General features: G+C 65.1%; 25 protein-coding genes. 12 read left to right on the forward strand and 13 right to left on the reverse strand.

The annotated features are described in order from the left end of the window. Positions 1-210: 210 nt before the first annotated feature. The gene (locus tag AB0P23_RS17580) at positions 211-858 is read right to left on the reverse strand and encodes a TetR/AcrR family transcriptional regulator (RefSeq protein ID WP_032375500.1); all 648 of its coding nucleotides are present in this window, start codon (positions 856-858) and stop codon (positions 211-213) included. Positions 859-927: 69 nt separating this feature from the next. Between AB0P23_RS17580 and AB0P23_RS17585 the strand changes: the two genes are divergently transcribed. Genes AB0P23_RS17585 through AB0P23_RS17595 form a run of 3 tightly spaced genes read left to right on the forward strand, consistent with a single transcriptional unit; the run spans position 928 to position 4,295 of the window. Then, the gene (locus tag AB0P23_RS17585; RefSeq protein WP_032375499.1) at positions 928-2,496 is read left to right on the forward strand and encodes an NAD(P)/FAD-dependent oxidoreductase; all 1,569 of its coding nucleotides are present in this window, start codon (positions 928-930) and stop codon (positions 2,494-2,496) included. Next, a complete protein-coding gene (locus AB0P23_RS17590; protein ID WP_032365394.1) occupies positions 2,493-3,326 on the forward strand; it encodes an SDR family NAD(P)-dependent oxidoreductase in 834 nt (277 codons plus the stop codon). Before AB0P23_RS17585 ends, AB0P23_RS17590 begins: the two co-directional genes overlap by 4 nt. A 12-nt stretch (positions 3,327-3,338) precedes the next feature. Further along, entirely contained in the window at positions 3,339-4,295 is a 957-nt protein-coding gene (locus AB0P23_RS17595) for an alpha/beta hydrolase (RefSeq protein WP_032375498.1), read from the forward strand. On the opposite strand, the gene AB0P23_RS17600 is transcribed toward AB0P23_RS17595, so the two are convergent. Further along, positions 4,251-5,144, reverse strand: a complete 894-nt coding sequence (locus AB0P23_RS17600; protein ID WP_206497981.1) for a glycine betaine ABC transporter substrate-binding protein — start codon at positions 5,142-5,144, stop codon at positions 4,251-4,253. The genes AB0P23_RS17595 and AB0P23_RS17600 overlap by 45 nt on opposite strands. Before the next feature lie 210 nt (positions 5,145-5,354). Here AB0P23_RS17600 and AB0P23_RS17605 point away from each other — a divergent pair, with 210 nt between their 5' ends. Genes AB0P23_RS17605 through AB0P23_RS17620 form a run of 4 tightly spaced genes read left to right on the forward strand, consistent with a single transcriptional unit; the run spans position 5,355 to position 8,828 of the window. Next, positions 5,355-6,329, forward strand: a complete 975-nt coding sequence (locus AB0P23_RS17605) for an ABC transporter substrate-binding protein (protein WP_032371945.1) — start codon at positions 5,355-5,357, stop codon at positions 6,327-6,329. Next, positions 6,329-7,480 carry an ATP-binding cassette domain-containing protein gene (locus AB0P23_RS17610; protein ID WP_032390505.1) on the forward strand — a complete coding sequence of 384 codons (1,152 nt, stop codon included), beginning with the start codon at positions 6,329-6,331 and terminating at the stop codon, positions 7,478-7,480. Before AB0P23_RS17605 ends, AB0P23_RS17610 begins: the two co-directional genes overlap by 1 nt. After that, on the forward strand, positions 7,477-8,139 hold the full coding sequence (locus AB0P23_RS17615; RefSeq protein WP_032365390.1) for an ABC transporter permease: 663 nt from the start codon (positions 7,477-7,479) through the stop codon (positions 8,137-8,139). Before AB0P23_RS17610 ends, AB0P23_RS17615 begins: the two co-directional genes overlap by 4 nt. Then, complete coding sequence (locus AB0P23_RS17620; protein WP_027498027.1) at positions 8,136-8,828, forward strand: ABC transporter permease; 693 nt, start codon at positions 8,136-8,138, stop codon at positions 8,826-8,828. The genes AB0P23_RS17615 and AB0P23_RS17620 overlap by 4 nt, the downstream gene beginning before the upstream one ends. A gap of 78 nt (positions 8,829-8,906) precedes the next feature. Here the strand turns inward: AB0P23_RS17620 and AB0P23_RS17625 are convergent, their stop codons facing one another. The 4 genes from AB0P23_RS17625 to AB0P23_RS17640 form a co-directional block, all read right to left on the reverse strand. Next, complete coding sequence (locus AB0P23_RS17625; protein ID WP_032375496.1) at positions 8,907-10,106, reverse strand: NADP-dependent malic enzyme; 1,200 nt, start codon at positions 10,104-10,106, stop codon at positions 8,907-8,909. A 245-nt stretch (positions 10,107-10,351) separates the two neighbouring features. Beyond that, on the reverse strand, positions 10,352-10,645 hold the full coding sequence (locus AB0P23_RS17630; RefSeq protein ID WP_045840758.1) for a hypothetical protein: 294 nt from the start codon (positions 10,643-10,645) through the stop codon (positions 10,352-10,354). After that, a complete protein-coding gene (locus AB0P23_RS17635) occupies positions 10,642-11,256 on the reverse strand; it encodes a MarC family protein (RefSeq protein WP_027498030.1) in 615 nt (204 codons plus the stop codon). Before AB0P23_RS17635 ends, AB0P23_RS17630 begins: the two co-directional genes overlap by 4 nt. Beyond that, positions 11,253-12,089: a PHP domain-containing protein gene (locus tag AB0P23_RS17640; RefSeq protein ID WP_032375495.1), complete on the reverse strand. Its 837-nt coding sequence runs from the start codon at positions 12,087-12,089 to the stop codon at positions 11,253-11,255. Before AB0P23_RS17640 ends, AB0P23_RS17635 begins: the two co-directional genes overlap by 4 nt. Before the next feature lie 79 nt (positions 12,090-12,168). On the opposite strand from AB0P23_RS17640, the gene AB0P23_RS17645 reads away from it, so the two are divergent. Continuing rightward, positions 12,169-13,257, forward strand: coding sequence for a magnesium and cobalt transport protein CorA (locus AB0P23_RS17645; RefSeq protein WP_027498032.1), 1,089 nt, complete (start codon positions 12,169-12,171; stop codon positions 13,255-13,257). A gap of 88 nt (positions 13,258-13,345) precedes the next feature. On the opposite strand, the gene AB0P23_RS17650 is transcribed toward AB0P23_RS17645, so the two are convergent. Further along, complete coding sequence (locus AB0P23_RS17650) at positions 13,346-13,930, reverse strand: suppressor of fused domain protein (protein WP_032375548.1); 585 nt, start codon at positions 13,928-13,930, stop codon at positions 13,346-13,348. Between the two features lie 79 nt (positions 13,931-14,009). On the opposite strand from AB0P23_RS17650, the gene AB0P23_RS17655 reads away from it, so the two are divergent. The 3 genes from AB0P23_RS17655 to AB0P23_RS17665 all read left to right on the forward strand — a co-directional run bounded on the left by AB0P23_RS17655 (position 14,010) and on the right by AB0P23_RS17665 (position 17,140). Then, a complete protein-coding gene (locus AB0P23_RS17655) occupies positions 14,010-14,726 on the forward strand; it encodes a metallophosphoesterase (RefSeq protein ID WP_027498034.1) in 717 nt (238 codons plus the stop codon). Further along, entirely contained in the window at positions 14,716-15,579 is an 864-nt protein-coding gene (locus AB0P23_RS17660; protein WP_032371672.1) for a hypothetical protein, read from the forward strand. The genes AB0P23_RS17655 and AB0P23_RS17660 overlap by 11 nt, the downstream gene beginning before the upstream one ends. 124 nt (positions 15,580-15,703) lie before the next feature. Further along, a complete protein-coding gene (locus tag AB0P23_RS17665; RefSeq protein WP_051365247.1) occupies positions 15,704-17,140 on the forward strand; it encodes an MFS transporter in 1,437 nt (478 codons plus the stop codon). 66 nt (positions 17,141-17,206) lie between these two features. Here the strand turns inward: AB0P23_RS17665 and ugpC are convergent, their stop codons facing one another. The 6 genes from ugpC to AB0P23_RS17695 form a co-directional block, all read right to left on the reverse strand. Further along, a complete protein-coding gene (ugpC, locus tag AB0P23_RS17670; RefSeq protein ID WP_032375493.1) occupies positions 17,207-18,376 on the reverse strand; it encodes a sn-glycerol-3-phosphate ABC transporter ATP-binding protein UgpC in 1,170 nt (389 codons plus the stop codon). A 5-nt stretch (positions 18,377-18,381) separates the two neighbouring features. Next, positions 18,382-19,215, reverse strand: coding sequence for a carbohydrate ABC transporter permease (locus tag AB0P23_RS17675; protein WP_027498037.1), 834 nt, complete (start codon positions 19,213-19,215; stop codon positions 18,382-18,384). Further along, on the reverse strand, positions 19,215-20,159 hold the full coding sequence (locus AB0P23_RS17680) for a sugar ABC transporter permease (RefSeq protein WP_027498038.1): 945 nt from the start codon (positions 20,157-20,159) through the stop codon (positions 19,215-19,217). The genes AB0P23_RS17675 and AB0P23_RS17680 overlap by 1 nt, the downstream gene beginning before the upstream one ends. Then, on the reverse strand, positions 20,156-21,478 hold the full coding sequence (locus AB0P23_RS17685) for an ABC transporter substrate-binding protein (protein ID WP_027498039.1): 1,323 nt from the start codon (positions 21,476-21,478) through the stop codon (positions 20,156-20,158). Before AB0P23_RS17685 ends, AB0P23_RS17680 begins: the two co-directional genes overlap by 4 nt. A 196-nt stretch (positions 21,479-21,674) precedes the next feature. After that, positions 21,675-22,163 (reverse strand): general stress protein, encoded by a 489-nt coding sequence (locus AB0P23_RS17690; RefSeq protein WP_027498040.1) that lies wholly within the window; start codon positions 22,161-22,163, stop codon positions 21,675-21,677. Between the two features lie 97 nt (positions 22,164-22,260). Next, positions 22,261-23,217, reverse strand: coding sequence for a CoA ester lyase (locus tag AB0P23_RS17695; RefSeq protein WP_363798602.1), 957 nt, complete (start codon positions 23,215-23,217; stop codon positions 22,261-22,263). Between the two features lie 60 nt (positions 23,218-23,277). On the opposite strand from AB0P23_RS17695, the gene AB0P23_RS17700 reads away from it, so the two are divergent. Then, on the forward strand, positions 23,278-24,552 hold the full coding sequence (locus AB0P23_RS17700) for a CBS domain-containing protein (protein WP_027498042.1): 1,275 nt from the start codon (positions 23,278-23,280) through the stop codon (positions 24,550-24,552). Positions 24,553-24,559: the final 7 nt, after the last annotated feature.

Here is a 24,559-nt window from a genome sequence, read left to right on the forward strand (position 1 = left end):
CCGCTGATCCTCGGTAAGTGAACTTCGTGCACGCATACAAAACTCCCCGGTAGTCGGAACTGAATTACTCAGTCCAACTTCCGGGGAGCTGTGCAAGTCGGTCAGACTGCAACAAAGGGACATTGATCCCAACTGGGGAGGACCTGCAACCGGGGAGGACGTCCAACCGGGGAGGACCCCGAACCGGGGGGACGCACACTAGGGCGGGGCTCAGGCGCCGGCGTCGGCTCCCAGCAGCGCGGAGATCATGCCCGGGGCCAGGGCGACAGCAGGTAGGGCGTTGACGTTCAGGTCGATCAACTCGTCGCGGGTGATCTGTGGATTTCTGAGCCAGGTGATGGTGGCTTCTTCGACGAAGGCGATCCACCCGCGGACGGCGAGGTCGATGGTGGGGGTGACATCGACGTCGAGTTGAGCGAGTTGGACGAGAGTGCGATCGGCCATGGTGGTGCGGGTCTGCTCGAACACCTCGCGCATCTGGGGGTCTCCGCTTGCCGTGCCGCGGAGCAGGGAGATGAAGGTGTCGCGTTTCTCGCTGACGTAATCGACGTAGTTGGCGATGGAGTCGCGCAGAATCTCGAAGGGTTCGAGGTCGGGGTCGGGTGCAGTCCGTTCGATCATCGACCGCGACGCCTCGCGGACTATTTCGAGGTGAAAGTCCTGCTTGGACGCGAAGTAGTGGAACAGTAGACCTCGGGAGACTCCGGCCTGATCGGCGATGTCCTCGACGGAGATCTGTTCGAGTGGCCGATCGGCGAGCATCTCGGTGCCGAGCTCGATCAGCTGCGCTCGTCGTTGCTGCGGACTGAGTCTGGTCCTTTTCGTCGTCGATACTCCAGCGCGGTTCACATCCGCCATGCAATCATCCTATTGAATAGTAGTCAATAACTATTGACTCACACTCAGTAAGCTTCTAGTCTGCTCTACATGAGTCTTCCCGTAACAGATACTTCGGACCGCGCAACGTCGCCGCGTCACGTCGATACGCTGATCATCGGCAGTGGTTTCGCCGGGCTCGGAGCGGCGATCAAGCTGACCAAGGCAGGCAAGAAGAACTTCGTCGTCGTCGAACGCGGCCACGATGTGGGCGGTACCTGGCGCGACAACACCTACCCCGGTGCAGCCTGCGACGTGCCCTCGCACCTGTACTCGTACTCGTTCGCGCTGAACCCGGAGTGGACTCGTTCGTTCTCCACCCAGCCCGAGATCCAGAAGTACATCGCCGGAGTTGCGCGCAAGTACGGCGTCATGGACAAGCACGTCTTCGGCACGGACGTGACGTCGGCGCGATGGAACGCCTCCACCAGCCGCTGGGACGTCGAGACGACCACCGGCAACTACACCGCCAAGATCGTCGTCTCGGCCGTCGGCGCACTGTGTGAGCCGAACCTGCCCGACATCAAGGGAATTCACGACTTCGAGGGCGACGTCTTCCACTCCGCTCAGTGGAACCACGACGTCTCGCTCGCCGGTAAGCGCGTCGCCGTCATCGGGACCGGCGCGTCGGCGATCCAGATCGTTCCCGCCATCGCAGGCCAGGTCGAGCACCTCGACGTCTACCAGCGCACCGCGCCGTGGATCCTCCCTCGCGCCGATCGCCCGTACACCAAGCTCGAGCGCTTCGCTTTCAAGCACGTGCCCGGCTTCCAGCGCCTCGCCCGCGCCGGCATCTACGCGATGCGTGAGACCCAGGTCGTCGGACTGGCGAAGAACCCCGCGTTCATGAAGCCGCTGCAGTGGGCGTCCGAGAATCATCTGCGCACGCAGATCAAGGACAAGGCACTGCGCGCGAAGGTGACCCCGAACTTCCGCATCGGATGCAAGCGCATGTTGATCTCCAACGCGTACTACCCGGCTCTCGCGCAGAGCAACGTCGACCTCGTGACCGACGGCATCGCCGAGATCCGCACGGGATCGATCGTCACCAAAGACGGCACCGAGCGCCCGATCGACGCACTCGTCGTCGCCACCGGCTTCCACGTCACCGATTCGCCTGCCTACCAGGCCATCGTCGGCAAGGACGGCCGGACGCTGGCGCAGACGTTCGACGACGGCGGACAGCAGGGCTACAAGGGCGCCGCGGTGGCGAACTTCCCGAACATGTTCTTCCTCGTCGGCCCCAACACCGGCCTCGGGCACACCTCGATGGTCTTCATGATCGAGTCGCAGATCAACTACCTGGTCGACGCCTTGAACACCATCGACAAGCACGACATCGGGACCATCGAAGTGCGCAAGGACGTGCAGGACGAGTACAACGTGACTCTGCAGGACCAGCTCGCCAAGAGCGTCTGGATGAACGGTGGCTGCGCCAGCTGGTATCTGGACAAGCACGGAAACAACACCACCCTGTGGCCCGGGTTCACGTTCGAGTTCCGTCGTCAGACCAAGCATTTCGATCTCGATGCGTACCGTAGCGTCGCAACCGCAGATCTGACCTCCGCGTCGGCGAGCACGGCCGCCGGCAACAACACAGACAAGGTGTCCGCACGATGAGCACATTCACAGGCAAGGTGGCCGTCGTCACCGGCGCGGGTTCGGGAATCGGCCGGGCCCTGGCCCTCGAGCTGGCCGGACGCGGAGCCAAGCTCGCACTGTCCGACGTCGACACTGCCGGACTCGACGAGACGGTGCGCCGCGTCGAAGCACTCGGTGCCGAGGTGAAGTCCGATTTCCTCGACGTCTCGCAGCGCGAGACCGTGCTGGACTATGCCGAGGCCGTCGTCGCGCATTTCGGCAAGGTCAACCAGATCTACAACAACGCGGGCATCGCCTACCACGGTGACGTGGAGAAGTCCTCGTTCAAGGACATCGAGCGCATCGTCGACGTCGATTTCTGGGGCGTCGTCAACGGCACCAAGGCATTTCTGCCGCACATCAAGGCCTCCGGTGACGGCCACATCGTCAACATCTCCAGCCTGTTCGGCCTGTTGGCGATGCCGTCCCAGTCCGCGTACAACGCTGCGAAGTTCGCCGTCCGCGGATTCAGCGAGTCGCTGCGCATGGAGATGTTGATCGCGAAGGCTCCGGTGAAGGTGACCGTGGTGCACCCCGGCGGCATCAAGACTGCCATCGCCCGCAATGCCACCGTCGCCGAGAATTTCGACCAGGCCGACGTGGCGAAATTCTTCGACAGCAAGTTGGCGAAGACCACCCCGATCGACGCGGCCAAGACCATTCTCAAGGGCGTCGAGAAAGGCCGGGGTCGCGTGCTCATCGGTTCCGACGCCATCGCGCTCGATCTGCTGCAACGCATCACCGGCTCGCGGTACCAGGGTCTGATCGCTGCGGTGTCCAAGCGTGCCATGCCACGGTCGAAGAAGTAGGCGGGTCGCGTCGTGAAAGCCTTCTACGTTCCTCTGCCGATCGTTGCGGCGGCGCTCAAGCCCTTCTACCGCCTCGCGCTGAATCCGCGTCTGTCCTTCCGGGCGCAGCGGGCGGTCCTCGAGGCCGCGGCTCCCGTGCAGACGCTCCCGCACGGGACCGTCGCGCAGAAACTGACGCTTGCGGGCAGGCGGGCCGAGCGCATCACCGTCGGAGCCACCGAACGCGACACCGCGATCCTGTACCTCCACGGGGGCGCGTTCACGATCGGTTCGATCAACACCCACCGATCGCTCGCCGCCCATCTGGCCCGAGAGTCGGCCAGCGCCGTGTACGTACTCGACTACCGCCTCGCCCCGGAGAACCCGTACCCGGCCGCGCTCGACGACGCCGTGGCGGCGTTCCGTGAACTCGTGCGTTCGCACGGCTTCACCCCGGATCGCATCGCCATCGCCGGTGATTCGGCCGGCGGCGGACTGACCGTCGCGACGACGAGACGGCTGGTGGACGACGGCGCGAGGCCGGCAGCACTCGGATTGATCTCACCGTGGGTCGATCCGGGCGCACGCGACGCGGTCAAACCGCGCGACCTGGTCGTCAACACCGGGTGGTCGAACTCCTCGGCCGACGCGTATCTCGGGGCGGGCGACCCGCTGGATCAAGGCTTCGCGCCGCTCCAGGGCAACCTCGACGAGCTGCCTCCGGTCGTCATGCACGTCGGGACGGACGAGGTGCTCTATCCACAGATCACCGCGTTCGCGGACAAGCTGCGCCTGTCCGGCGTCGAACTCGAGTACATCGAGTACAAGAAACTCTGGCACGTGGCGCATCTGCAGGCGTCGATCCTGCGGGAAGCAGCCGAAGCCGTCCAGCACATGGGTTCCTATCTGGGCCGCAAGCTCAGAGCAGAGCAGAAGTCCGACGTGTCAGAGGCTGTGCTCGCCGAGCCAGCGGCCGGCGACATCGCCTGACGCAGCACCGCCGCGGACCTCGCCGATCATGTCGGCGAGGTCCGCTGTCGTCAGCTCCCCCGCCACCACCGAGAACGACTTCACCGCACTCTCGTCCAGCACACCGGTGCGGTACAGCGGAACGACGTTCTGCGCCGGATACACATGATCGTCGTCGGGCAGAGTCGTCAGATCCTTGGCCAGCGGACCGAACGACGCCGTCCGAATCGCGAGAGCATCCACCGCACCGGAATTCAGGTCGTCGACGGCGAACTGCGCATCCGGGTACACCATGAACTCGGAGAAACGGGCCCCGGTGAAGCTGGGACTGCCCACACCCTCCATCCTCACGTCCATCGGATCGACCTCCCCCTCGACCGTTCCGACTGTCACGTCGTCCCGACGAAGAAATTCGGTCACCGTCGCGCCCTCGTCCAAGATCGCGTCTGGAGCGAGAGCAAGAGCCAATCGATCCTCGGCAGTTGCGTAGTCTCCCACCGACAGTCCGGCGGGCAGCGATCGGTTCAGTTCGGTGAACACGTCCTCTGCTTCGGTTGCCCCGGCCAGGGTGTCGAAGGTGCGCAACAGGTCCCCGGTCAGGTCGGGAATCATCGATACCTCGCCGCGGTCCAGCGCCGCGAGGTACGCCGTCCGATCCCCCAGGTTCTCGGCGACGGAGACCTCGGCTCCCGTCGACCGGAGTCCTCCTGCGTAGATCTGTGCGAGCAACCGGGAGAGGTCGGAATTCCCGGCTCCGACGACGACGGGCACGTGCCCGGGTTCGGCCCGGTCGGCCGCACTGCACCCACCGACGGAACCTGCAATAGTGACCGCGAGGGCCGCTGCCAGAATCGACGAACGCACTCTCATTTTCTCCTGTTCACTGCCCGTGGGGTTTACCGATCCCGACCGCGGGGCACAGATGCGAACGAGAGGGTAGTTCGAACCAACCTTATGGGCACGGCGACGTCGACTACCATCCCGAGCAGCCCGAGTCCTGGTTCGGCGGTGTCCCCGGTGATCGGGCGGCACCTGTCGGAGTTGGGGCTTCGTCTGTGCCCGAACCGATGGAAGGACACCATGACCACCTCCCGAATCACGCGCGCGTTCTCCGCCCCGAAGGCAGTGGCGGCCGTTGCCGCGCTCGCCCTGTCGGTCACCGCACTGACCGCCTGCGGCGGAAATTCGGATCCGCTCTCGAGCGGAGGCGGCGAGAGCAACGACGACACGAACTCGATCATCGTCGGCTCGGCCAACTTCCCGGAGTCCGAGACCGTCGCGAACATTTACGCAGAAGCATTGCGCGCCAACGGTTTCGAGGTGAGCACCAAGCTGAACATCGGTAGCCGCGAGGCGTACATTCCCGCCGTCCGCGACGGCTCGATCGACCTGATCCCCGATTACACGGGCAACCTGCTCCAGTACTTGGACGAATCTGCCACGGCCACCTCGTCCGAGGACGTGCTGGCGGCACTGCCCGCTGCACTCGGCGACGACCTCGCGGTGACGGCCCAGGCACCCGGCGAGGACAAGGATGCCGTCGTCGTCACCCGCGCGACCGCAACCGAGCGCAATCTGAAGACCGTCGGGGATCTCGCACCGTTCTCCTCGGAGGTGACGTTCGCAGGCACGCCGGAATTCCAGGAGCGCGTCGGCGGACTGCCGGGCCTGAAAGCGAAGTACGGCCTGGACATCTCCCCCGGTAACTACGTGCCCATCTCCGACGGCGGCGGACCGGCCACGGTCGAGGCACTCGTGTCGGGCCAGGTCGTCGCGGCGGACATCTTCACCACCTCGCCGGCCATCGCGCAGAACGATCTCGTGGTTCTCGAAGACCCGGAGAACAATTTCGCCGCTCAGAACGTCATCCCGGTGCTGCGGACGTCCAAGCAGTCCGACAAGCTCACTCAGGTTCTCGACGCCGTCTCGGCGCAGATCACCACCGAAGAGCTCATCGCACTGAACACCTCGGTGTCCGGAGACCAGAAGGTCGAACCGGCTGCGGCGGCAACGGCGTGGGTCAAGGACAAGGGTCTGGACCAGCCGGTCAGCTGATGATCACCTTCGAGAACATCACCAAGACGTACCCGGACGGCACCACGGCAGTCGACTCGTTGGACCTGGTGATCCAGCCACACTCGTTCACCGTGTTCGTGGGGCCGTCCGGCTGCGGCAAGACGACGTCGATGCGCATGATCAACCGGATGATCGCTCCCACCTCGGGCGTCATCACGGTCGACGGCCGCAACATCGCCGACACCGACGCGGTGAAGCTGCGCCGGGGAATCGGCTACGTCATCCAGAGTGCCGGGCTGCTGCCCCATCGTTCCGTCGTCGACAATGTCGCGACGGTTCCGGTCCTCAACGGTCAGTCCCGGCGCGCGGCCCGCAAGGCGGCGCTCGAGGTACTGGAACGAGTGGGCCTGGATCCGGCTCTCGCGTCCCGCTACCCGGCACAGCTGTCCGGCGGGCAGCAACAGCGCGTCGGGGTGGCCCGCGCGCTCGCCGCGGACCCACCGATTCTGTTGATGGACGAACCCTTCAGCGCCGTCGATCCGGTGGTGCGTGAGGATCTGCAGACCGAGATGCTGAGGCTGCAGGCCGATCTGAAGAAGACGATCGTGTTCGTCACGCACGACATCGACGAGGCCGTGCGGCTGGGCGACCACATCGCGGTCTTCGGACCGCAGGGTCGTCTGCAGCAATACGACAAGCCCGAGACCGTGCTCGCGGCACCGGCGACGTCGTTCGTGGCGTCGTTCGTCGGCCGCGACCGCGGCTACCGAGGCCTGTCTTTCCGCTCGGCGCAGTCGGTGACGATGCATCCGATCCATACCGCGACCGAGGACGAGATGAGCACCCTGCGACTCGACCAAGGGCAGTGGGTTCTGGTCGTGGACTCCCAGCGTCGTCCCCTCGGCTGGATCGACGCCACCGGCGTCGAGAAGGTACGCGGCGGCGGCAGCCTGGACGAGAGCACCGCGGCCGGTGGGTCGCTGTTCCTCGAGGGCGGCGATCTACGGCAGGCGCTCGACTCGGCGATCTCGTCTCCGTCGGGAATCGGCGTCGCCGTCGATTCGACCGGTGCCGCCGTGGGCAGCGTCGACGGTGCGGAGATTCTCGAAAACCTGGCCGTACAGCGCAAGTCGGAGGACGAGGAGCGCAATCGCCACCACTTCGGCGCGGCCGGGAACGACGCACAGTGACCTGGCTGTTCGACAACTTCGGCGTCGTACTGGGGTACACGAAGACACATCTGTATCTTTCGCTCGTGCCTCTACTCATCGGCCTGCTCATCGCCGTTCCGGTCGGCACTCTGATTCGCAACACGCGGTGGGTCCGCCGAATCACGTTGACGGTGGCCAGCATTGCGTTCACGTTGCCGTCCCTGGCACTGTTCGTCACCATTCCTGCGGTCGTGGGACTGCCCGTGCTCGATCCGCTGAACGTGGTGATCGCACTGACGGTGTACTCCACGGCCCTGCTCGTTCGCGCGGTTCCGGAGGCACTCGATTCGGTTCCGTTCGCCGTCGTCGATTCGGCTCAGGCCATGGGCTTTTCGTCGTTACGCCGGGCGGTGACCGTCGAGCTACCCCTGTCCTTGCCGGTGCTCATCGCCAATATTCGAGTTGTCACGGTCACCAACATCTCGTTGGTCTCGGTGGGTTCGGTGATCGGTATCGGTGGTCTCGGCCAGCTGTTCACCCAGGGCTACCAACGTGACTATCCCGATCAGATCTTCGCCGGCATCATCTCGATCGTGTTCTTGGCGTTGATCTTCGACGCCGCCCTGTACCTGGTGGGCCGTCGACTCACGCCCTGGACCCGGCAGGGCAGCTCGTCGACGAGGAAGGCGCGCGCATGAATCTGTTCTCCGAAGCGTTCTCGTACATCCTCGACGGTGCCAACTGGGCCGGGCCGACGGGAATCGGTGCTCGACTGCTCGAGCACATGTGGTATTCGCTGTTGGCCGTTGTGCTTTCGGCCGCTGTCGCGATTCCCATCGGACTGATCATCGGTCACCTGCGCCGCGGCGAAGCGGTGGTCGTCGGACTGGTCAACGCTCTGCGCTCACTGCCGACTCTGGGTGTGTTGGTGTTCCTGGTCCTGGTGATCGGGTTGGGTCTGATCCCGCCGATCATCGCGCTGGTCCTGCTCGGGATACCACCGCTGCTGGCGGGCACCTACTCGGGAATAGCCAACGTCGATGCTCACGTGGTCGACGCCGCCCGGGCAATGGGAATGACCGAATCACAGGTGCTGCTGCGGGTAGAGATCCCCAATGCACTGCCACTGATCCTCGGCGGACTACGGAACACCACCCTGCAGATCATCGCGACCGCGACCGTTGCGGCGTACGTCAACCTGGGCGGGCTGGGTCGCTACATCTTCGACGGTCTCGCGCTCTACGACTACGGCCGGGTTCTGGTCGGGGCGATCCTCGTCGCGCTGCTCACACTCGTCGTCGACGGCCTTCTCGCCCTAGCGGTGTGGACGTCGGTGCCGGGAACCGGTCGCCTCCGGCGCATGCCGACCGGACTGGCAAAAGTCTGACGACGACTCACGCAAACTAAAAGCACCCCGAACCACCGGCCCGGATAGGGCGGGGTTCGGGGTGCTTTTTCTGTTTTCCTACGCGACGCCCTCGGCTCGCGCTGCTGCCGCAACTGCGTCCGCAACGGCCGGGGCGACGCGAGGATCGAGCGGGCTCGGGACGATTCTGTCCGCGGCCAACTCGTCGCCGAGAACCGAGAGGATTGCCTCGGCAGCGGCGAGCTTCATGCCTTCGGTGATGCGGCGTGCGCCGGCGTCGAGCGCGCCCTTGAACACACCGGGGAAGGCCAGAACGTTGTTGATCTGATTGGGGAAATCGCTGCGTCCGGTCGCGACGATGGCCGCGTACTTCCTGGCCACCTCGGGGTGGATCTCCGGATCCGGGTTCGAGAGCGCGAACACGATGGACTCGGGGGCCATCGAGGCGATGACGTTCTCGTCCACCTTGCCTGCGGACAGTCCGAGGAACACGTCGGCTCCGGCCAGCGCATCGCCCGGTCCCCCGCTCAGTCCACGAGGGTTGGTTCGCGCAGCGAGGTCGGCCTTGACGCCGGTGAGGTCACCGCGATCGGCCGAGACGACGCCCTTGGAGTCGAGGACCACGACGTCGGAGATGCCGGCGGCGAGCAGCATGTTCGCGCACGCAACGCCTGCAGCGCCTGCGCCCGAGACGACCACTCGGAGCCCGGCCAGGTCCCGGCCCTGTACCCGTGCAGCACCCGTCAGCGCCGCAAGGACGACGATGGCCGTGCCGTGTTGGTCGTCGTGCATCACGGGGCAGTCCAGTGCCTCGACGACGCGTCGTTCCACCTCGAAACACCGCGGGGCGGAGATGTCTTCGAGGTTGACGGCTCCGAAACTGTGTCGCATCCGCACGATCGTCTCGACGATCTCGTCGACATCGTGGGTATCGAGCACGATCGGGATGGAATCGAGGCCGGCGAACTTCTTGAACAGCGCCGCCTTGCCCTCCATCACCGGCAACGACGCGCGCGGACCGATATCGCCCAGGCCGAGCACCGCGGAACCGTCGGAGATGACGGCGACCAGTCGGTCGGTCCAGGTGTAGCGCTTGGCCAGTGCCGGGTCGGCGGCGATGGCACGGCTGACCTGGGCGACCCCCGGGGTGTAGGCGATCGAGAGATCGCGCTGGGTCTCGAGCGGCGCGGCCAACTGGACCGAAAGCTTGCCGCCGAGATGCCCGGCGAAGATCTCGTCGTCGGTGATCGCGGCCGCAACTGCCGATGGTGTTCCTGTGGTGTCTTCGACTGCCGTCACGGTGAAAGCTCCTCGCACTGTCGGCCTCGACGAGGCAACACGTGTCTACGAAGTGATTGATGCTCGAAAGGGTCGCGGACTACCGGAGGGCGCCAGTACTGGCTGCCGACTGCCGAAAAGCGTGTCTCGCACGTGCGGCGGGTGTGCCTGCACAGTCAACGATGGGCTGTAGCCGCATCGCTGCAACGGCCCAAGTGTGCCATACCGCCCACCGAACTGACCATAGAGTCAGAAACCAGCGTGAACTACTGCCACCATTGGGTCCACAGGACGAGACCGGTGACCACGAAGACCACGATCGCTCCGAGGAAGGCGGCGAATCCGCGTCGATGATCGGCAATGCGCTGCGCGACGATGGCGACGACAGCGGCAACGATGTGCACGGTGACCGACAGCGCGCCCGGTCCCGGGTAGCCGCGGGACTGACCGAGATATTGGGTGACGCCGACGCCGATCGCCAGCACCACCAGTCCGGCGGTGACGATGCCGCTGAGACCGCGCAGGAAGCGCAGCCCTGCACCCGCTCCGGCCCCGCTCATGCTCCGGCCACGAATCCGCGGACGGAGTCCGCGATCAACTGCACCGCGATGGCGGCGAGCAACAGGCCTGCGATGCGTGCCAGCAGCGAGATGCCGCCCTCGCCGAGCAGCCGGATAAGGACGGTGGAGAAGCGCAGAATCACGAAGAACAGGACGTGAATCGTGATGATGCCCAAGGCGATTGCGAGCAACGAGCTCGCGTTGCCGTCGGCCTGACTGACGTAGACGATCACCGCGGCGATGGCTCCGGGGCCCGCCATCAACGGCGTTCCCAGCGGCACGAGTGCGACGTTGACGTCCTCGGCCGCCGCGTCGCCGCCCGCGCCCTTACCGGTGAGCAACGACAGCGCGATGAGCAGGAGCAGAAGTCCACCCGCGCCCTGCAGTGCCGGAATGCCGATGTGCAGGTAGCTCAGAATGGCCTGGCCGCCGATCGCGAACACCGAGATGACGGTGAGCGAGACCGCGGGTGCCTGCCATGCGGCCTTGTTGCGCACTTCCTTGCTCTTGCGTCCCACCAGGGACAGGAACACCGGAATCGCGCCCGGTGGATCCATGATCACAAACAGCGTGATCAGAACCGTCAGGTACAGCGTCACGTCGAAGTTCATGACCGGGCCGCCGCGATCAGTCGGTCGTACTGCTCCGGGTCAGTGGTGTACTCGCCCAGCTTCACGGTCTTGTTGGTGCCGTGATAATCCGAGGACCCGGTGACGATGAGGTCCAACTCCGCGGCCAACTCGGCCATCACCACGGTGTCCTCCGGCGAGTGGTCCATGTGGTGGACTTCCACACCGCCGAGCCCGAGCGGGGTGAGTTCTCGGATGTGGTCCAGATCCAGGATGCGTCCGCGCTTGCGGGCCCGGGCATGCGCGAGCACGCTGACGCCGCCTGCGGCGGCGATCATCTCGACGGCGACGTCGAGTGGAGTGTCGACCTTGCCCACGTAATACTTGCCACCCGTTGCCAGCGGACCGGCGAACGCCGCGTCCATGTCCGAGACGTAGCCGGCCTCGATCAGAGCCTGGCCCAGATGGGGACGACCGGCGGCCTCCCCGGCCGAGGCGAGAACCGCGTCGGGATCGATGGGCAGGCCGTCCGCGGCCATTTTCTCAGCGATGGCCCGCAGCCGGGTCACCCGCTCACCGCGCAGTCGTGCACGCTCGGCGGCGAATGCCTCGTTCTCGGGGTCGAACAGGTACGCCAGCAGGTGCACCGGGACGGGCGTGCCGTCCTCCCCACGACCGGTGCACGACAGTTCCATGCCGCGCACGAGCGTCAGGCCGGCAGGCGATGCGGCAGCGGCCTCGTCCCATCCGGCCGTGGTGTCGTGATCGGTGAGCGCCACCACCGACAGGCCCGCTGCCGACGCAGCGCGAACCAGCTCGGCCGGGCTGTCGGTACCGTCGGACGCTGTCGAGTGGGTGTGGAGATCGATGAGCACCAGAACAGTGTCCCAGGCGTACCGCCGTGATGTTCCGGGCCCACTGTTCTGTCGTTTTCCTGGCGTACGATTGCCCGCCATGCCGTCCCTTCCACCGCGTCCCTCACTGCCCTCGCTGCACCGACGAGGAAACAAGGCCGTTCCCGATTCGAGTCCACGAATACCGGTGCCAACGGCGCGTGCCATCGTCGACTGCGCTGTGTACGTCGACGGCTCCCGGCTACCCGGCCGGTTCACTCACACGTCCGCGATCGCCGAAGTACGAGCCCGCGGCGAGGGGTTCGTCTGGGTGGGCCTGCATGCGCCGGACGACCGTCAGATGAACGCGATCGCTCAGTGTTACGACCTGCACGAGTTGATGGTCGAGGACACCGTGCACGCGCATCAGCGGCCCAAGCTCGAGCGATACGACGACGTCGCATTCCTCGTCCTACGCACGGTCAAGTACGTCGAACACGAATCGGTGACGACGGCGAACGAGATCGTCGAGAGCGGCGAGATCATGGTGATGGTCGGTCGAGATTTCGTCATCACCGTCCGACACGGCGAACACTCCGGATTGGCCGGCGTGCGCCAGCGCCTCGAGGACAATCCGGAGCAGCTCGCGCTCGGCCCGTCGGCGGTGCTGCATGCGGTGGCCGACCACGTCGTCGACGAGTACCTGGCCGTCACCGACTCGATCGAGAGGGACGTCGACGGCATGGAGGAGGAGGTGTTCTCTCCGCATCACCACGTGCCGATCGAGAACATCTATCTGCTCAAGCGAGAGGTCGTGGAACTACGCCGGTCGGTGACTCCGCTGTCGACGCCTCTCGCACGGCTGGTCCAGGAGCCCAGTGTTCCGAAGTCCGTCCGGCGGTACCTGCGCGACGTGCAGGACCATCACACCACTGTCGCCGAACGTATCTCCGAATACGACGAGGTACTCAGCTCGCTCGTCGACGCCGCCCTGGCTCGGGTGACGATGCAGCAGAACCTCGACATGCGCAAGATCTCGTCCTGGGTGGCGATCGCGGCGGTGCCGACCATGGTGGCCGGCATCTACGGCATGAACTTCGACAACATGCCCGAGCTGCACTGGACCTATGGGTATCACACGATCGTCGCGATCGTCGCCTGCGTGTGCGTCGGTCTGTGGCGAACGTTCCACAAGAACAACTGGCTGTAGATCCTGCGCCGGAGATCTACAGCCAGGGACGAAATGGGACAGAAACGGGTAGCAACCGGAAGTCGACACCCTGTGCGTAGGAGTCCGATCAGAGGCTGGCTGCGGACCGGTTGGGGTCTCGAACGTCGATCCCCGCTTCCTTCCAGGCCTCGCGCAACGCATCCGCCCCGCGTAACCGCACCCAGGCGGCCTCGGTTCCGGTCAACGGCACCGCGGCGAAGAAATGAACCGGATCGAAAGGCTCCGGCAGCGGCAGGTCCGCGATGTCGCTCGGCCCGAGCAGCACGGCCGTGAACGGGGCATTTGTCCACAGCGGCTCACCGAGATCGAGCAGGGCGTCCTCCACCAGCACGACGCCCTCCACCGCGGGCGAGGCCGCGAGCACGGCCAAGCTCTTGTGGACGCCCGACGCCACGCCTGCGCCACCGCGAAGGGTCAGTACCAGTTCGGCGCGAGGGCCACGGGACGGATCGGCGACCATGTCGTTCGGGTCTGCCATGGGATGACGCGAGCAGCCGAGGCTGACGTACCGCACCACCTCGGAGTCCGCTCCGAATCGCAGCACGTCCAGTGACTCCAGGCCGAGGAACGTCACGGACGCGGACGACGGGTTGTCGTCGCCGATCTCGGTCAGCAGATGTGCGCGTACCGCGGTAATGACACTCTCGCTCACGAGACCCATCCAACACCACCGGTGCCCGAGAAGTCCGTTCGGAGGTGCCACCGCGGACGAGGTGGGTACCGTCGTACCCGTGGTATCCGTTCTCGCTGTGTCCGACGAAACGATCGAATCTCTGTGGAGTCCGCAGGTGAAGTCGCTCGGCGTCGATCTGATTCTCGGCGCGGGTGACCTTCCGTTCGATTACCTCGAGTACCTGACCGATGCGTTGAACGCTCCGTGCGTGTTCGTGCCCGGCAATCACGACGCGGACCTGACGGGTTATTCGGCCGGGAAGGCCGGCTGGATGCGCGCCGGGCTGCCTGCCACCTGGCCGGGGCCGGTGGGTGCGATCAACGTCGACCGGCGGATCGTGTCCGCTGCCGGTCTGCGTATCGCCGGTCTCGGCGGGTCGATCCGCTACAACGGCGGCCCCAATCAATGGACGCAACGTCAGCAGCGCAGACGCTCACGCACCCTCACTCGAACGTTCGCGTGGAATCGCAACGTCCGCAAGGACGTACGGCCGGTGGACATTCTGCTCACTCACAGCCCACCCCTCGGAGTCGGCGACGACACCGACCCGGCACACGTCGGCTTCGACTGCCTGGACGAGGTGACGCGTCGACTCTCCCCACAGTTGTTGTTGCACGGCCACATTCATCCACACGGCCACACCCCGGACGATCTGGCCCTGCACGGGGCGGCGGTGATCAACACCGTCGGATACACCCTGCTCGACGTCGAACCGGGTGGGCAGCGACAGCACGTCGAAGCACCGAGGATCGTGAGGCGCAGACATGGCACGTGACACCGGATTTCCGGCCGCCGACGCGGAGAACGACTTCACCCGCCAGCGTCGACGCGCCGACGTGGCGAGACTCGTCGGGTGGCTGCGGCGTCAACCCGACGACGTCAACACCATCCTGCCGTTCGACGAGGTGGTCGCTGCCCTCGGCAAGGTCGGGGAACGGCACCTGGGTCTGCAGGTCATTCGCGTCGAGACCATCGTCGGCAGCGTCGACCGCACCCGGGACTTCGACAGATTCTTCAGGCCGACCTCGGCGCGGATCAGGGAACGCTGGCAGCGGTTGGCGGCGGCGCAGCGCCGCGGTGAAGCGATGCCGCCGATCCAGGTGTATCGCATCGGCGGCATGCACTTCGTCGTCGACGGGCATCATCGGGTGTCGATTGCGTTCGCGATGCATCGCACGACGATCGACGCCGTCGTCACCGAGATCATCACGCGTATCTCTCCCGAGGGCATCACCCGGCGCGGCGATCTGTTGATCAAGGATCATCGCCGCATCTTCCTGAGTCGGGTGCCCCTGGTGGGACGCGCGCGCGAGGCGGTACAGGTCACCGACCCGTTCGATTACGCGCAACTGAGCGAGTCGGTGGAGGCCTGGGGATTTCGGCTGATGCAGGAACTCGGGGAGTTCGTCGACCGCGGAACGGTCGCGCGACGTTGGTTCGGTGAGGAGTACCTGCCGGTGGTCCGCATGGTCCGGGCGGCCGAGATTCTCGAAGACCGCACCGATGCCGAGGCCTATCTGTGGATGAGCCGTGAGCGCTATCGGTTGGTGCGCGAGCACGTCTGGAACGACGAGATCGTCAGTGAACTCCGGCAGAAGGCCCTGGGGAAGCCCAACCGGGCCCAGTAGCTCATCCGAGGCACCTCGGCTCACACCGGGGAAACCGGTACCCGATAATTAATTAGATGCGTTCAACATTTTAGTTCGATCGGTTCGTATTTTCGGTTGTCATAGGTAACGAGGTAGCTCTTCCATGTCCACCCGCCGCACACTGCTGCCAGGACTCTGTTTCATCGTCATGACCCTCGCCGTCCTGCAGACGATGGTCGTTCCCATCGTGGGCACCATCGGCACCCAACTGGGCGTCAGCACCACCGCTGCCGGGTGGGTGCTGACGGCGAACCTGTTGGCCGCGGTCATCGCCACCCCCGTCATCGGCCGACTCGCCGACCTGCACGGCAAACGCCCCGTGCTCATCGGCGTCCTGACCGTCGTGCTGGCCGGGTCGCTGCTGGCAGCGTTGACCGATTCACTGACCTGGCTGCTGGTCGGCCGCATTCTGCAGGGCGTCTCGTACGCCCTGTTCCCCATCGCCCTGGCGGTGTTGCGCGACGAGATGCCACCGCGCGCACTCGTCGGCTCGATGTCGATCCTGTCCGGCACTCTCGGCGTGGGCGGCGGATTCGGATTGGTGCTGACGGGGCTGCTCACGGCCAACGGCGCCGACTACCACCGCGTCTTCTGGCTCACCGTCGCCATCGTCGTGGTTGCACTCGGCATCGCGTGGTTCGGTGTCCCGGCCCGACCGCGTAGCGGCAGCGGGTCGGTCGACTGGTGGGGTGCCGTGCTGCTGGCGGGCACACTCCTGCTGTTGTTCCTGGCCCTCACCCAGGGCCGCACGTGGGGCTGGGGTTCGGTGGCCACCATCGGATGCGCTGTCGCGGGCGTGCTGCTGGGAACCGTCTGGTGGATCTTCGAGAAACGCATCGATGCCCCGCTCGTCGCACCCCGCATGCTCACTCACGGGCCACTGCTTGCCACCAACGTCGCCACCCTGTTCGTCGGCGTCGGAATGTTCGCCAACTTCCTGGCCTGCTCCTACTTCGTACAGACCCCACGTGCCGTCGCCGGCTACGGATTCACCGCCAACGTTCTCGAAGCGAGTGTCGTGTACCTGCTACCCGGTGCAGCGGTAGGAGTGGTGGCCGCGGTGATCAGCGGTCGCCTCATCGGATCGTTCGGGCCGCGCCGAGTTCTCGTCGGCGGCGCAGTGATCGGCGTTCTCGGATTTGCGTTCGTCGCGGTGGCCCACGATCACACCTGGCAGCTCATCACCGCGGGCATCGTCATCAACACGTTCGTCAGCCTCGCGTTCGCGGCCCTGCCCAACCTGCTCATGGCCGAGGTCAGCGCAGCGGACACCGGCGTGGCCAACAGCGTCAACTCGATCGTGCGCACCGTCGGCACGTCGATCGCGAGTGCGTCATTGTCCACCGTGCTGGCGATGTTCACCATCGACGGCACAAACGTGGCCCGCGAGAGCGCGTACACCGCAGCCTTCGTCGCCGGTGCCGTGGCCTGCGCCGTCGTCGCTGCGGCAGCCCTGGCCATCAGAAGCACCCCGGCAGCGCGGCAATCGGTGCGGGTCGCCGAGTCCGAACCGAACACCACGTCGAACGTGCCACTGTAGAGCCCGCGGCATGTGAGTGGAACTTCGTAGTGGGCTACGAAGTTCCGCTCACATGGGCTTAGCGCTCTACAACGTCAGGTTCGCACCCGACGCCTGGTCGAACACCGAGATCTTGCCCGGGTCGAACCACAGTTCCACCTGACCACCCTCGGCGGCCTTGGATTCGGCTGCCAGACGCGCAACCACCTGTGCGCCACCGAGATCGGCGATGCCGGCATCGGCGGCCAGCTCCTGGAGTTCGCTGGACTCGACCTTGGCACCCTTCAGCGTGAAGTAGACGTACTTGTCGCTGCCCATGGACTCGAGCACGTCGACGGTTGCGGTGAAGGTGGCACCGCTCATCTTCTGGTAGCCGTCGATCAGTGCCGCGTCCTCGAAGTGCTCGGGACGGATACCGACGACCACCTCGCGGCCCGGGTTCTTGGCCTTGATCGCGTCCATTCGCTCGAGCGGGATCTCGATGTCGCCGAGGGCCGTGGACACTCCGTTCGAGGTGAGCTGTCCCGGAACGAAATTCATCGAGGGCGATCCTATGAAGCCGCCCACGAACAGGTTTCGCGGCTTGTCGTAGAGCTCCTGCGGAGAACCGATCTGCTGCACGAGCCCACCGCGCAACACCACGACGCGGTCGCCGAGGGTCATGGCCTCGGTCTGATCGTGCGTGACGTAGACGGTGGTGGTGCCCAGACGCTTCTGCAGCCGCGAGATCTCGGCGCGCGTCTGGACTCGCAGCTTGGCGTCGAGGTTGGACAGCGGCTCGTCCATCAGGAAGGCCTTGGGGGTGCGAACGATGGCGCGGCCCATCGCAACTCGCTGTCGCTGACCACCGGAGAGGTTGGCGGGCTTCCGGTCGAGGTGCTGACTGAGATCGAGGATCTTGGCAGCCTCTTCGACCTTGTCGTTGATCTCGGTCTTCGAGAGCTTGGCGAGCGTCAGCGGGAAGGCGATGTTCTGCCGGACCGTCATGTGCGGGTACAGCGCGTAGGACTGGAACACCATCGCGATGTCGCGATCCTTCGGTGCCTTCTCGTTGACGCGCTCCCCCGCGATCCGCAGCTCACCCGACGAGATGTCCTCCAGCCCGGCGATCATGTTGAGCGTGGTGGACTTTCCGCAGCCGGACGGTCCGACGAGGATGATGAATTCGCCGTCGGCGATGGTGATGTCGACGTCGCTGACGGCAGCGGCGCCGTCCGGGTAGAGCTTGGTGACTTTGTCGAGAACGATTTCGGCCATGACGGTTATCCCTTCACTGCGCCGGACGTCAAGCCCGCCACGATACGTCGTTGGAAGAAGAGCACGAAAATGATGATCGGGATGGTGATGACGACGGCGGCTGCCGCGATCGATCCCGTGGGCTCCTCGAACTGAGAGCTACCGGTGAACTGCGAGATGGCCGCCGGGACGGTGACCGAACGTTCCGTCGCCGTCAGCGAGATGGCGAGCAGGAGGTCGTTCCAGGCGAAGATGAACACCAGGATCGACGCGGTGACGATGCCGGGTGCTGCCAGCGGGGCGATGACCTTGCGGAAAGCCTGTGCAGGCGTTGCTCCGTCCATCTTCGCCGCCTTCTCCAGCTCCCACGGGATCTCGCGGAAGAACGCGGAGAGGGTGTAGATCGCCAACGGCAACGCGAAGGTGATGTACGGGATGATCAGACCCGGCCAGGTGTCGAACAGACCGAGCGAGCGCGAGATGTCGAACAGCGGTGTCACCAGCGAGATCTGGGGGAACATCGCGATCAGCAGAGCCGCACCGACCAGGAGCTTCTTGCCCGGAAAGTCCAGCCGGGCAACGGCATACGCGGCCATGGTGCCGATCACGACGGCGATCACCGTGGTGATCAACCCGATTCCGATGGAGTTCACCAGCGCCGAGGTGAACTGGTTGGTGGAGAAGATGCCCTTGTAGTTCTCCAGAGTGAACGACTGCGGGATGAACTTTCCGTCGGCGATCGTGGCCGTCGATTTGAACGACAGGCTGATGATCCACGCCAACGGAACGAGCGCGTAGAGGAGGACGAGGACGTTGACGACCGTCCAACCGACCTTCTTGCGAGGCGTAACAGTGGTCATTACTTGCGGCCTCCGTCGTCGGATCCCGGTGCCGAGGCACCGAACAACTTGATGAACACGAACGCGATGATCGCGACGCAGAAGAAGATCAGGATGCTGATCGCCGACCCGAGTCCGAGGTTGAACGCGCCGAACAGGTTGTTGTAACCGAGAATCGACACCGATCCTGTCTCGTTGCTCCCTCGGGTGAGGACGTAGATGTTGTCGAAGATGCGGAACGCGTCGAGCGTGCGGAAGAGCACCGCGACGAGAATTGCCGGCTTCATCAACGGAATGGTGATCCGCATCAGCCGCGTCCAGCCACCCGCTCCGTCCACCTCGGCGGCCTTGAGCAGATCGTCGGGCACCAGAGCCAGGCCTGCCAGCAGCAGCAGAGCCATGAACGGGGTCGTCTTCCACACCTCGGCCAGAACCACGATCGCGAGCGACGGGAACTGCTCGGTGAGCGGCGCGCTGCCGTCGGGCAACAGGTTGGCGAGATAACCGGTGCCCGGGGTCCAGGCGTAGTACCAGCTGTACGCGGCGGCGACGGTCACGATGCCGTACGGAATGAGCACCACGGTGCGGACGAGTCCGCGGCCGAAGATGGTGCGGTGCATGACCAGAGCCACTGCCAGACCGAGGATGAACTCGATGATCACCGAGATGATCGTGATGCCGGCGGTGACGCCGAATGCCGTCCACCAGTAGCCGTCGGACAGCACGGTCACGTAGTTGGAGATGCCGACGAATTGGCGATCCTCGGGGAACGCGAGGTTGTACTTCTGCAGACTGAGCCAGAAGGCGTAGACGATCGGGTAGCCGGTGACCGCGAGCATCAGGATCGCCGCGGGTGCGACGAGGAGCAATCCCAGGCGTCGTTCGGCTTTCTTACCGTCGGAGATGTTCTTCAGAGCCGCCTGCCGATCGGCGGGCTGCGGCTGCGATTCGGTGGGATCGCTCATGGAATCAACCCTTCGGAATTGACGGCCTTGCTGACCAGTTCTGCGAGCTTGTCCACGTCGGCAACCGGATCGATGTTCTGCGGCGGGTTGAGGGCATCGGTCAACAGAATCGAAATGCTCTGGTAGGCAGGCGAAACGGGCCGCACTGCCGCGGACTCGATGGAACCGAGCACCCCTTCCCATGCGGGATAGACGGCCTGGAACTCCGGATCGGAGTACAGCGACTTCAGCACCGGGGGCACGCCGCCGTTGACGGCGTTGTTGCGCTGATTCTCCTGGTTGGTGAGGCACTCGACGGCTTCCCAGGCGAGGTCCTCGTGCTGAGTGGTCTTCGCGACGCCGATGTTGAAGCCGCCGATGGTGACCTTGGCGGGCTCCCCCGCGTTCACCTCGGGGTACGGAGCACTGCGGAAGACCTCGGCGATGCGTGCATCCTGCTGATCGGCAGGCACATTCGCCAGATCGAGGAACGACACTGCCCCGGCGACGGCGTTCTCCTTCAGGCCGGGAAGCACGAACGGGTAGTTGACCTGGAAGGCCATCCGTCCCGACTCCATGCCGAGTCGAGCTGTCGCCTCGTCGCTCTGCGAGACCGATGGATCGCGGCCGTCGGCCGTGGCCACCCGCTTGATGATCTCGAGGGCCTTCTCGGTGGCGGCGCGATGCTCGGGAGTGTCGTTGAGTGTCACCGTCGTTCCGTCTTCGGCGACCACCGACCCACCCGCGCTCTCGAGCAGCGAATTGAACCAGACCATGAAGCCCTCGTACTGCTTGGCCTGCACACCGATCTGAGCGGGCTTACCGGCGGCCGCGTTGGCCTCGGCCACGTCGATCAGCTGATCCCACGTCTGCGGCGGGGTGCCGCCCGGCACCTCGTCGGGTCGGTACCAGAGCAACTGGGTGTTGGAGTTGAGCGGAACGGCGTAGAGCTGGTCCTGCCATTCCGCGGTGGCGAGCGGGCCTTCCAGGGTGGACCCGTCGCGCAGCTTCGCCGAGAGGTCGTCGGGGACGGGCAATGCCCATCCGGCCTCGGCGAATTCGGCGGTCCAGACCACGTCGAGCGTCATCAGATCCAACGTCTTGTCGTTTCCGGCGAGACGCCTCGCGAGCTGCAGGCGCTGATCGTTGGCACTTTTGGGCAGTGTCCGCTGCTCCACTCGATACCGGCCGTTGGAGGCGTCCGAACACACCTGTGCCGCAGCGGCGTACTGCTCTGCGCCGTCTGCGGCAGTGTAGAAACTCAGAACCGGAACCGAACTGTCCGACGAACCACACGCTGCGAGCAACGGACTCGTCACCAGAGCCGCTGCCGCCAACACCCCTATCCTCGTTGCTTTTCCACGCCTACGACCACGATGTCTCGGCACTGTCCCGCCTCCGTACGTTCGGTTACTCGCGCAGCCCTTGTGTCGGCACTGCCGTGCACGAGAGAAACGTAACCGAACTCACTGGCCTCGAGGGCGATTTGGGGCTATTCCGTTACCTGTCGGTTGCCTGGTCGTCCACCCGCTGTGATCAAATCGACAGTTTGGCGAGCAGGTCGCGTGCTTTCTCTGCCGTCCGGGGCTCGCAGATGACGTCGTAGCGTCCGGCGACCAACTGCATGCTCGACGCGAAATCACGCTGTCCCTTGGTGGCCGCGTACGGAATGGACGCCGAGATCAAACCGAAGATGATGCCGCCGCCGACGCCGATGAGCAGAGCTCCGAAGATGTTCTCGCTGAAGATGCCGAGGACCAGGCCGAGGAAAACCCCGAGCCACGCTCCCGAAACAATGCCTCCACCAATAACTTTGGGCCAGGTGAGGCGGCCGAGGACGCGTTCGACCTGCATCAGATCGACGCCGACGATGGTGACGTCCTGTACCGAGAATTCCTCGTCGGAGAGGAAATCGACGGCGCGCTGCGCCTCGGCATAGGTGGGGTAGGAACCGATGGGCCAACCGGACGGCGGCGTCGGTAGTCCTTGCCCTGGGCGGCCCGGCTGTGAGAGGGGATTGGTCATGACTCCATTGTGCCCCGAAACGGACTTTTCTGGTCGCTTCTGCAGGCTCCGCTCCGGCACCGTCACACCCATTGTTCTGTCGCGAACACTGGTTGGATCAGGAGGTGGGCGGCTCGAACGTCGTCGTGCGTGTCAGACCGGCCGCGCGGCCCTTCGCCGAGACGACCAGTGCCATCTTGCGACTCGCCTCGTCGATCATCTCGTCGCCGAGCATCACCGCACCGCGAGCGCCACCTGCTGCGGAGGTATGGAACTCGTACGCGTCGAGAATCATCTCGGCCTTGTCGTAATCGTCCTGTCGTGGCGCGAAGATCTCGTTGGCCGCCTCGATCTGCGTCGGATGCAGCACCCACTTGCCGTCGAACCCGAGGCCGGCCGTCCGTCCCGCGGCCCGGCGAAACGCATCGAGATCGCGTATCTGCAGGTACGGTCCGTCGATTGCCTGCAATCCGTGCGTCCGAGCCGCCAGCAGGATCGTCATCAGAATGTGGTGATAGGCGTCGCCGGTGTCGTATCCCACCGGCTGTTCCCCGACGACGAGGGTGCGCATGTTGACGCTCGCCATCAGGTCGGCCGGCCCGAACACCAACGTCTGCACCCGGGGGCTCGCGGTTGCGATCTCGTCGATGTTGCGCAGGCTGCGCGCGCTCTCGATCTGCGGCTCGATGCCGATGGCCCCGAGGTCGAGACCGTGCTCCTTCTCGAGCTGAGTGAGCAACAGATCCAACGCCTGTACGTGCGCCGCGCACTCGACCTTCGGCAACAGGATGGCGTCGAGATTTCCACCCGCCCCGGAGACGACGTCGATGACGTCGCCGTACGTCCACTGCGTCGTCCAGTCGTTCACGCGCACGACCTTGAGCTGATCGCCCCACCCGTCGGAGTTCAACGCGTCGACGATGCGTGCGCGGGCCTCGACCTTGGCGATCGGCGCGACGGCGTCCTCGAGATCGAGGAAGATCGCGTCGGCAGGCAAGCCCTTGGCCTTGGCGATCATCTTGTCCGAACTGCCCGGAACGGCCAGTACCGATCGACGCAATCCCGAAGCACCCATCGAAAGCACTACCCCTGTCTGATTCACCCGCTGTATTGCCCTGCCTCTAACCTTGCCATCATGGCAGCACTGAGCAAGGTATTCGCGGCCAGGCTCGCCGGCCTCGGCGTCCTGGGCCCCGACGGCGAATCGATCGGGCGAGTGCGCGACGTGGTGGTCTCCATGCGCGTGGGCAGGGCACAGCCGCGAGTCCTCGGACTCGTGGTCGAATTGGCAACGCGCCGAAGAATTTTCGTCCCAATGCTGCGAGTGACCAGCATCGAGCCCAACTCCGTTCAGCTCACCACCGGAAACGTCAGTCTGCGCCGATTCACTCAGCGCGCGAACGAGATTCTGGTGTTCGCGCAGATACTCGACTCCAAGGTGCGCGTCGACGATCCCGAGCTCGACGAGTTGCACGACACCGATTCCGTCGTCGTCGATCTCGGCATCGAGCTCACCCGAACTCGAGACTGGAAGGTCGCACGCGTGGCGGTGCGTAAGCAGCGCCAACGCCTTGCGCGACGCGGTGCCATCCACGTCGTCGACTGGCAGCACGTGCAGGGGCTCACGCAGAACGAACTGTCGATGCCCGACCAGGGTGTGGCGCAGCTGCTGATGCAGTTCGAGGACCTGCGCGCCGCCGACGTGGCGAATGCGATGCGCGAGCTGCCCGTCAAGCGCCGCATGGAAGTTGCGCGGGCGTTGGACGACGAGCGCCTCGCCGACGTCGTCCAGGAATTGCCCGACGACGATCAGGTGGAGCTGATGCACTACCTCGGAGTCGACCGCGGTGCCGACGTGCTCGAGGCCATGGACCCCGACGACGCCGCCGACCTCCTCGGCGAGCTACCCGAGACCGAAGCGGAATCACTTCTGCGACTGATGGATCCAGAAGACTCCGCGCCGGTCCGCCGCCTGCTCGAGCACTCCCCCGACACCGCCGGCGGTCTGATGACGCCCGAGCCCGTGATCCTCACCGCGTCGACGACGGTGGCCGAGGCCCTCGCTCGGGTACGCAACCCCGACCTGACGCCTGCGCTGGCCTCACTCGTGTTCGTGGTGCGGCCGCCGACCGCAACACCGACCGGCCCATATCTGGGCTGTGTTCACCTGCAGCAACTGTTGCGAGAACCCCCGGCGAGTCTGGTGGGCGGAGTCGTGGACAGCGCACTCCCGCGGCTGTCCCCCGAGGACAGCCTGACCGCGGTGACGCGGTACTTCGCGACGTACAACCTCGTCTGCGGCCCGGTGGTCGACGACGAGGACCACCTGGTCGGGGCCGTGACCGTGGACGACGTCCTCGATCACCTGCTGCCCGAGGACTGGCGAGATCAGGAAGTGGCCGGACAGTGAAAGAAAC

Origin of the sequence: Rhodococcus sp. NPDC077669 (assembly GCF_040686915.1) — a bacterium.
In the GTDB taxonomy this organism is placed as follows: Bacteria; Actinomycetota; Actinomycetes; order Mycobacteriales; family Mycobacteriaceae; genus Rhodococcoides; species Rhodococcoides fascians.

Excerpts from the sequence above, each read along its gene's own strand:
- AB0P23_RS17580 (WP_032375500.1), bottom strand. The coding sequence starts at position 858 with ATGGCGGATGTGAACCGCGCTGGAGTATCGACGACGAAAAGGACCAGA.
- AB0P23_RS17585 (WP_032375499.1), top strand. The coding sequence starts at position 928 with ATGAGTCTTCCCGTAACAGATACTTCGGACCGCGCAACGTCGCCGCGT.
- AB0P23_RS17590 (WP_032365394.1), top strand. The coding sequence starts at position 2,493 with ATGAGCACATTCACAGGCAAGGTGGCCGTCGTCACCGGCGCGGGTTCG.
- AB0P23_RS17600 (WP_206497981.1), bottom strand. The coding sequence starts at position 5,144 with ATGAGAGTGCGTTCGTCGATTCTGGCAGCGGCCCTCGCGGTCACTATT.
- AB0P23_RS17605 (WP_032371945.1), top strand. The coding sequence starts at position 5,355 with ATGACCACCTCCCGAATCACGCGCGCGTTCTCCGCCCCGAAGGCAGTG.
- AB0P23_RS17610 (WP_032390505.1), top strand. The coding sequence starts at position 6,329 with ATGATCACCTTCGAGAACATCACCAAGACGTACCCGGACGGCACCACG.
- AB0P23_RS17620 (WP_027498027.1), top strand. The coding sequence starts at position 8,136 with ATGAATCTGTTCTCCGAAGCGTTCTCGTACATCCTCGACGGTGCCAAC.
- AB0P23_RS17630 (WP_045840758.1), bottom strand. The coding sequence starts at position 10,645 with ATGAGCGGGGCCGGAGCGGGTGCAGGGCTGCGCTTCCTGCGCGGTCTC.
- AB0P23_RS17635 (WP_027498030.1), bottom strand. The coding sequence starts at position 11,256 with ATGAACTTCGACGTGACGCTGTACCTGACGGTTCTGATCACGCTGTTT.
- AB0P23_RS17645 (WP_027498032.1), top strand. The coding sequence starts at position 12,169 with ATGCCGTCCCTTCCACCGCGTCCCTCACTGCCCTCGCTGCACCGACGA.
- AB0P23_RS17660 (WP_032371672.1), top strand. The coding sequence starts at position 14,716 with ATGGCACGTGACACCGGATTTCCGGCCGCCGACGCGGAGAACGACTTC.
- AB0P23_RS17665 (WP_051365247.1), top strand. The coding sequence starts at position 15,704 with ATGTCCACCCGCCGCACACTGCTGCCAGGACTCTGTTTCATCGTCATG.
- ugpC (WP_032375493.1), bottom strand. The coding sequence starts at position 18,376 with ATGGCCGAAATCGTTCTCGACAAAGTCACCAAGCTCTACCCGGACGGC.
- AB0P23_RS17675 (WP_027498037.1), bottom strand. The coding sequence starts at position 19,215 with ATGACCACTGTTACGCCTCGCAAGAAGGTCGGTTGGACGGTCGTCAAC.
- AB0P23_RS17680 (WP_027498038.1), bottom strand. The coding sequence starts at position 20,159 with ATGAGCGATCCCACCGAATCGCAGCCGCAGCCCGCCGATCGGCAGGCG.
- AB0P23_RS17690 (WP_027498040.1), bottom strand. The coding sequence starts at position 22,163 with ATGACCAATCCCCTCTCACAGCCGGGCCGCCCAGGGCAAGGACTACCG.
- AB0P23_RS17695 (WP_363798602.1), bottom strand. The coding sequence starts at position 23,217 with ATGGGTGCTTCGGGATTGCGTCGATCGGTACTGGCCGTTCCGGGCAGT.
- AB0P23_RS17700 (WP_027498042.1), top strand. The coding sequence starts at position 23,278 with ATGGCAGCACTGAGCAAGGTATTCGCGGCCAGGCTCGCCGGCCTCGGC.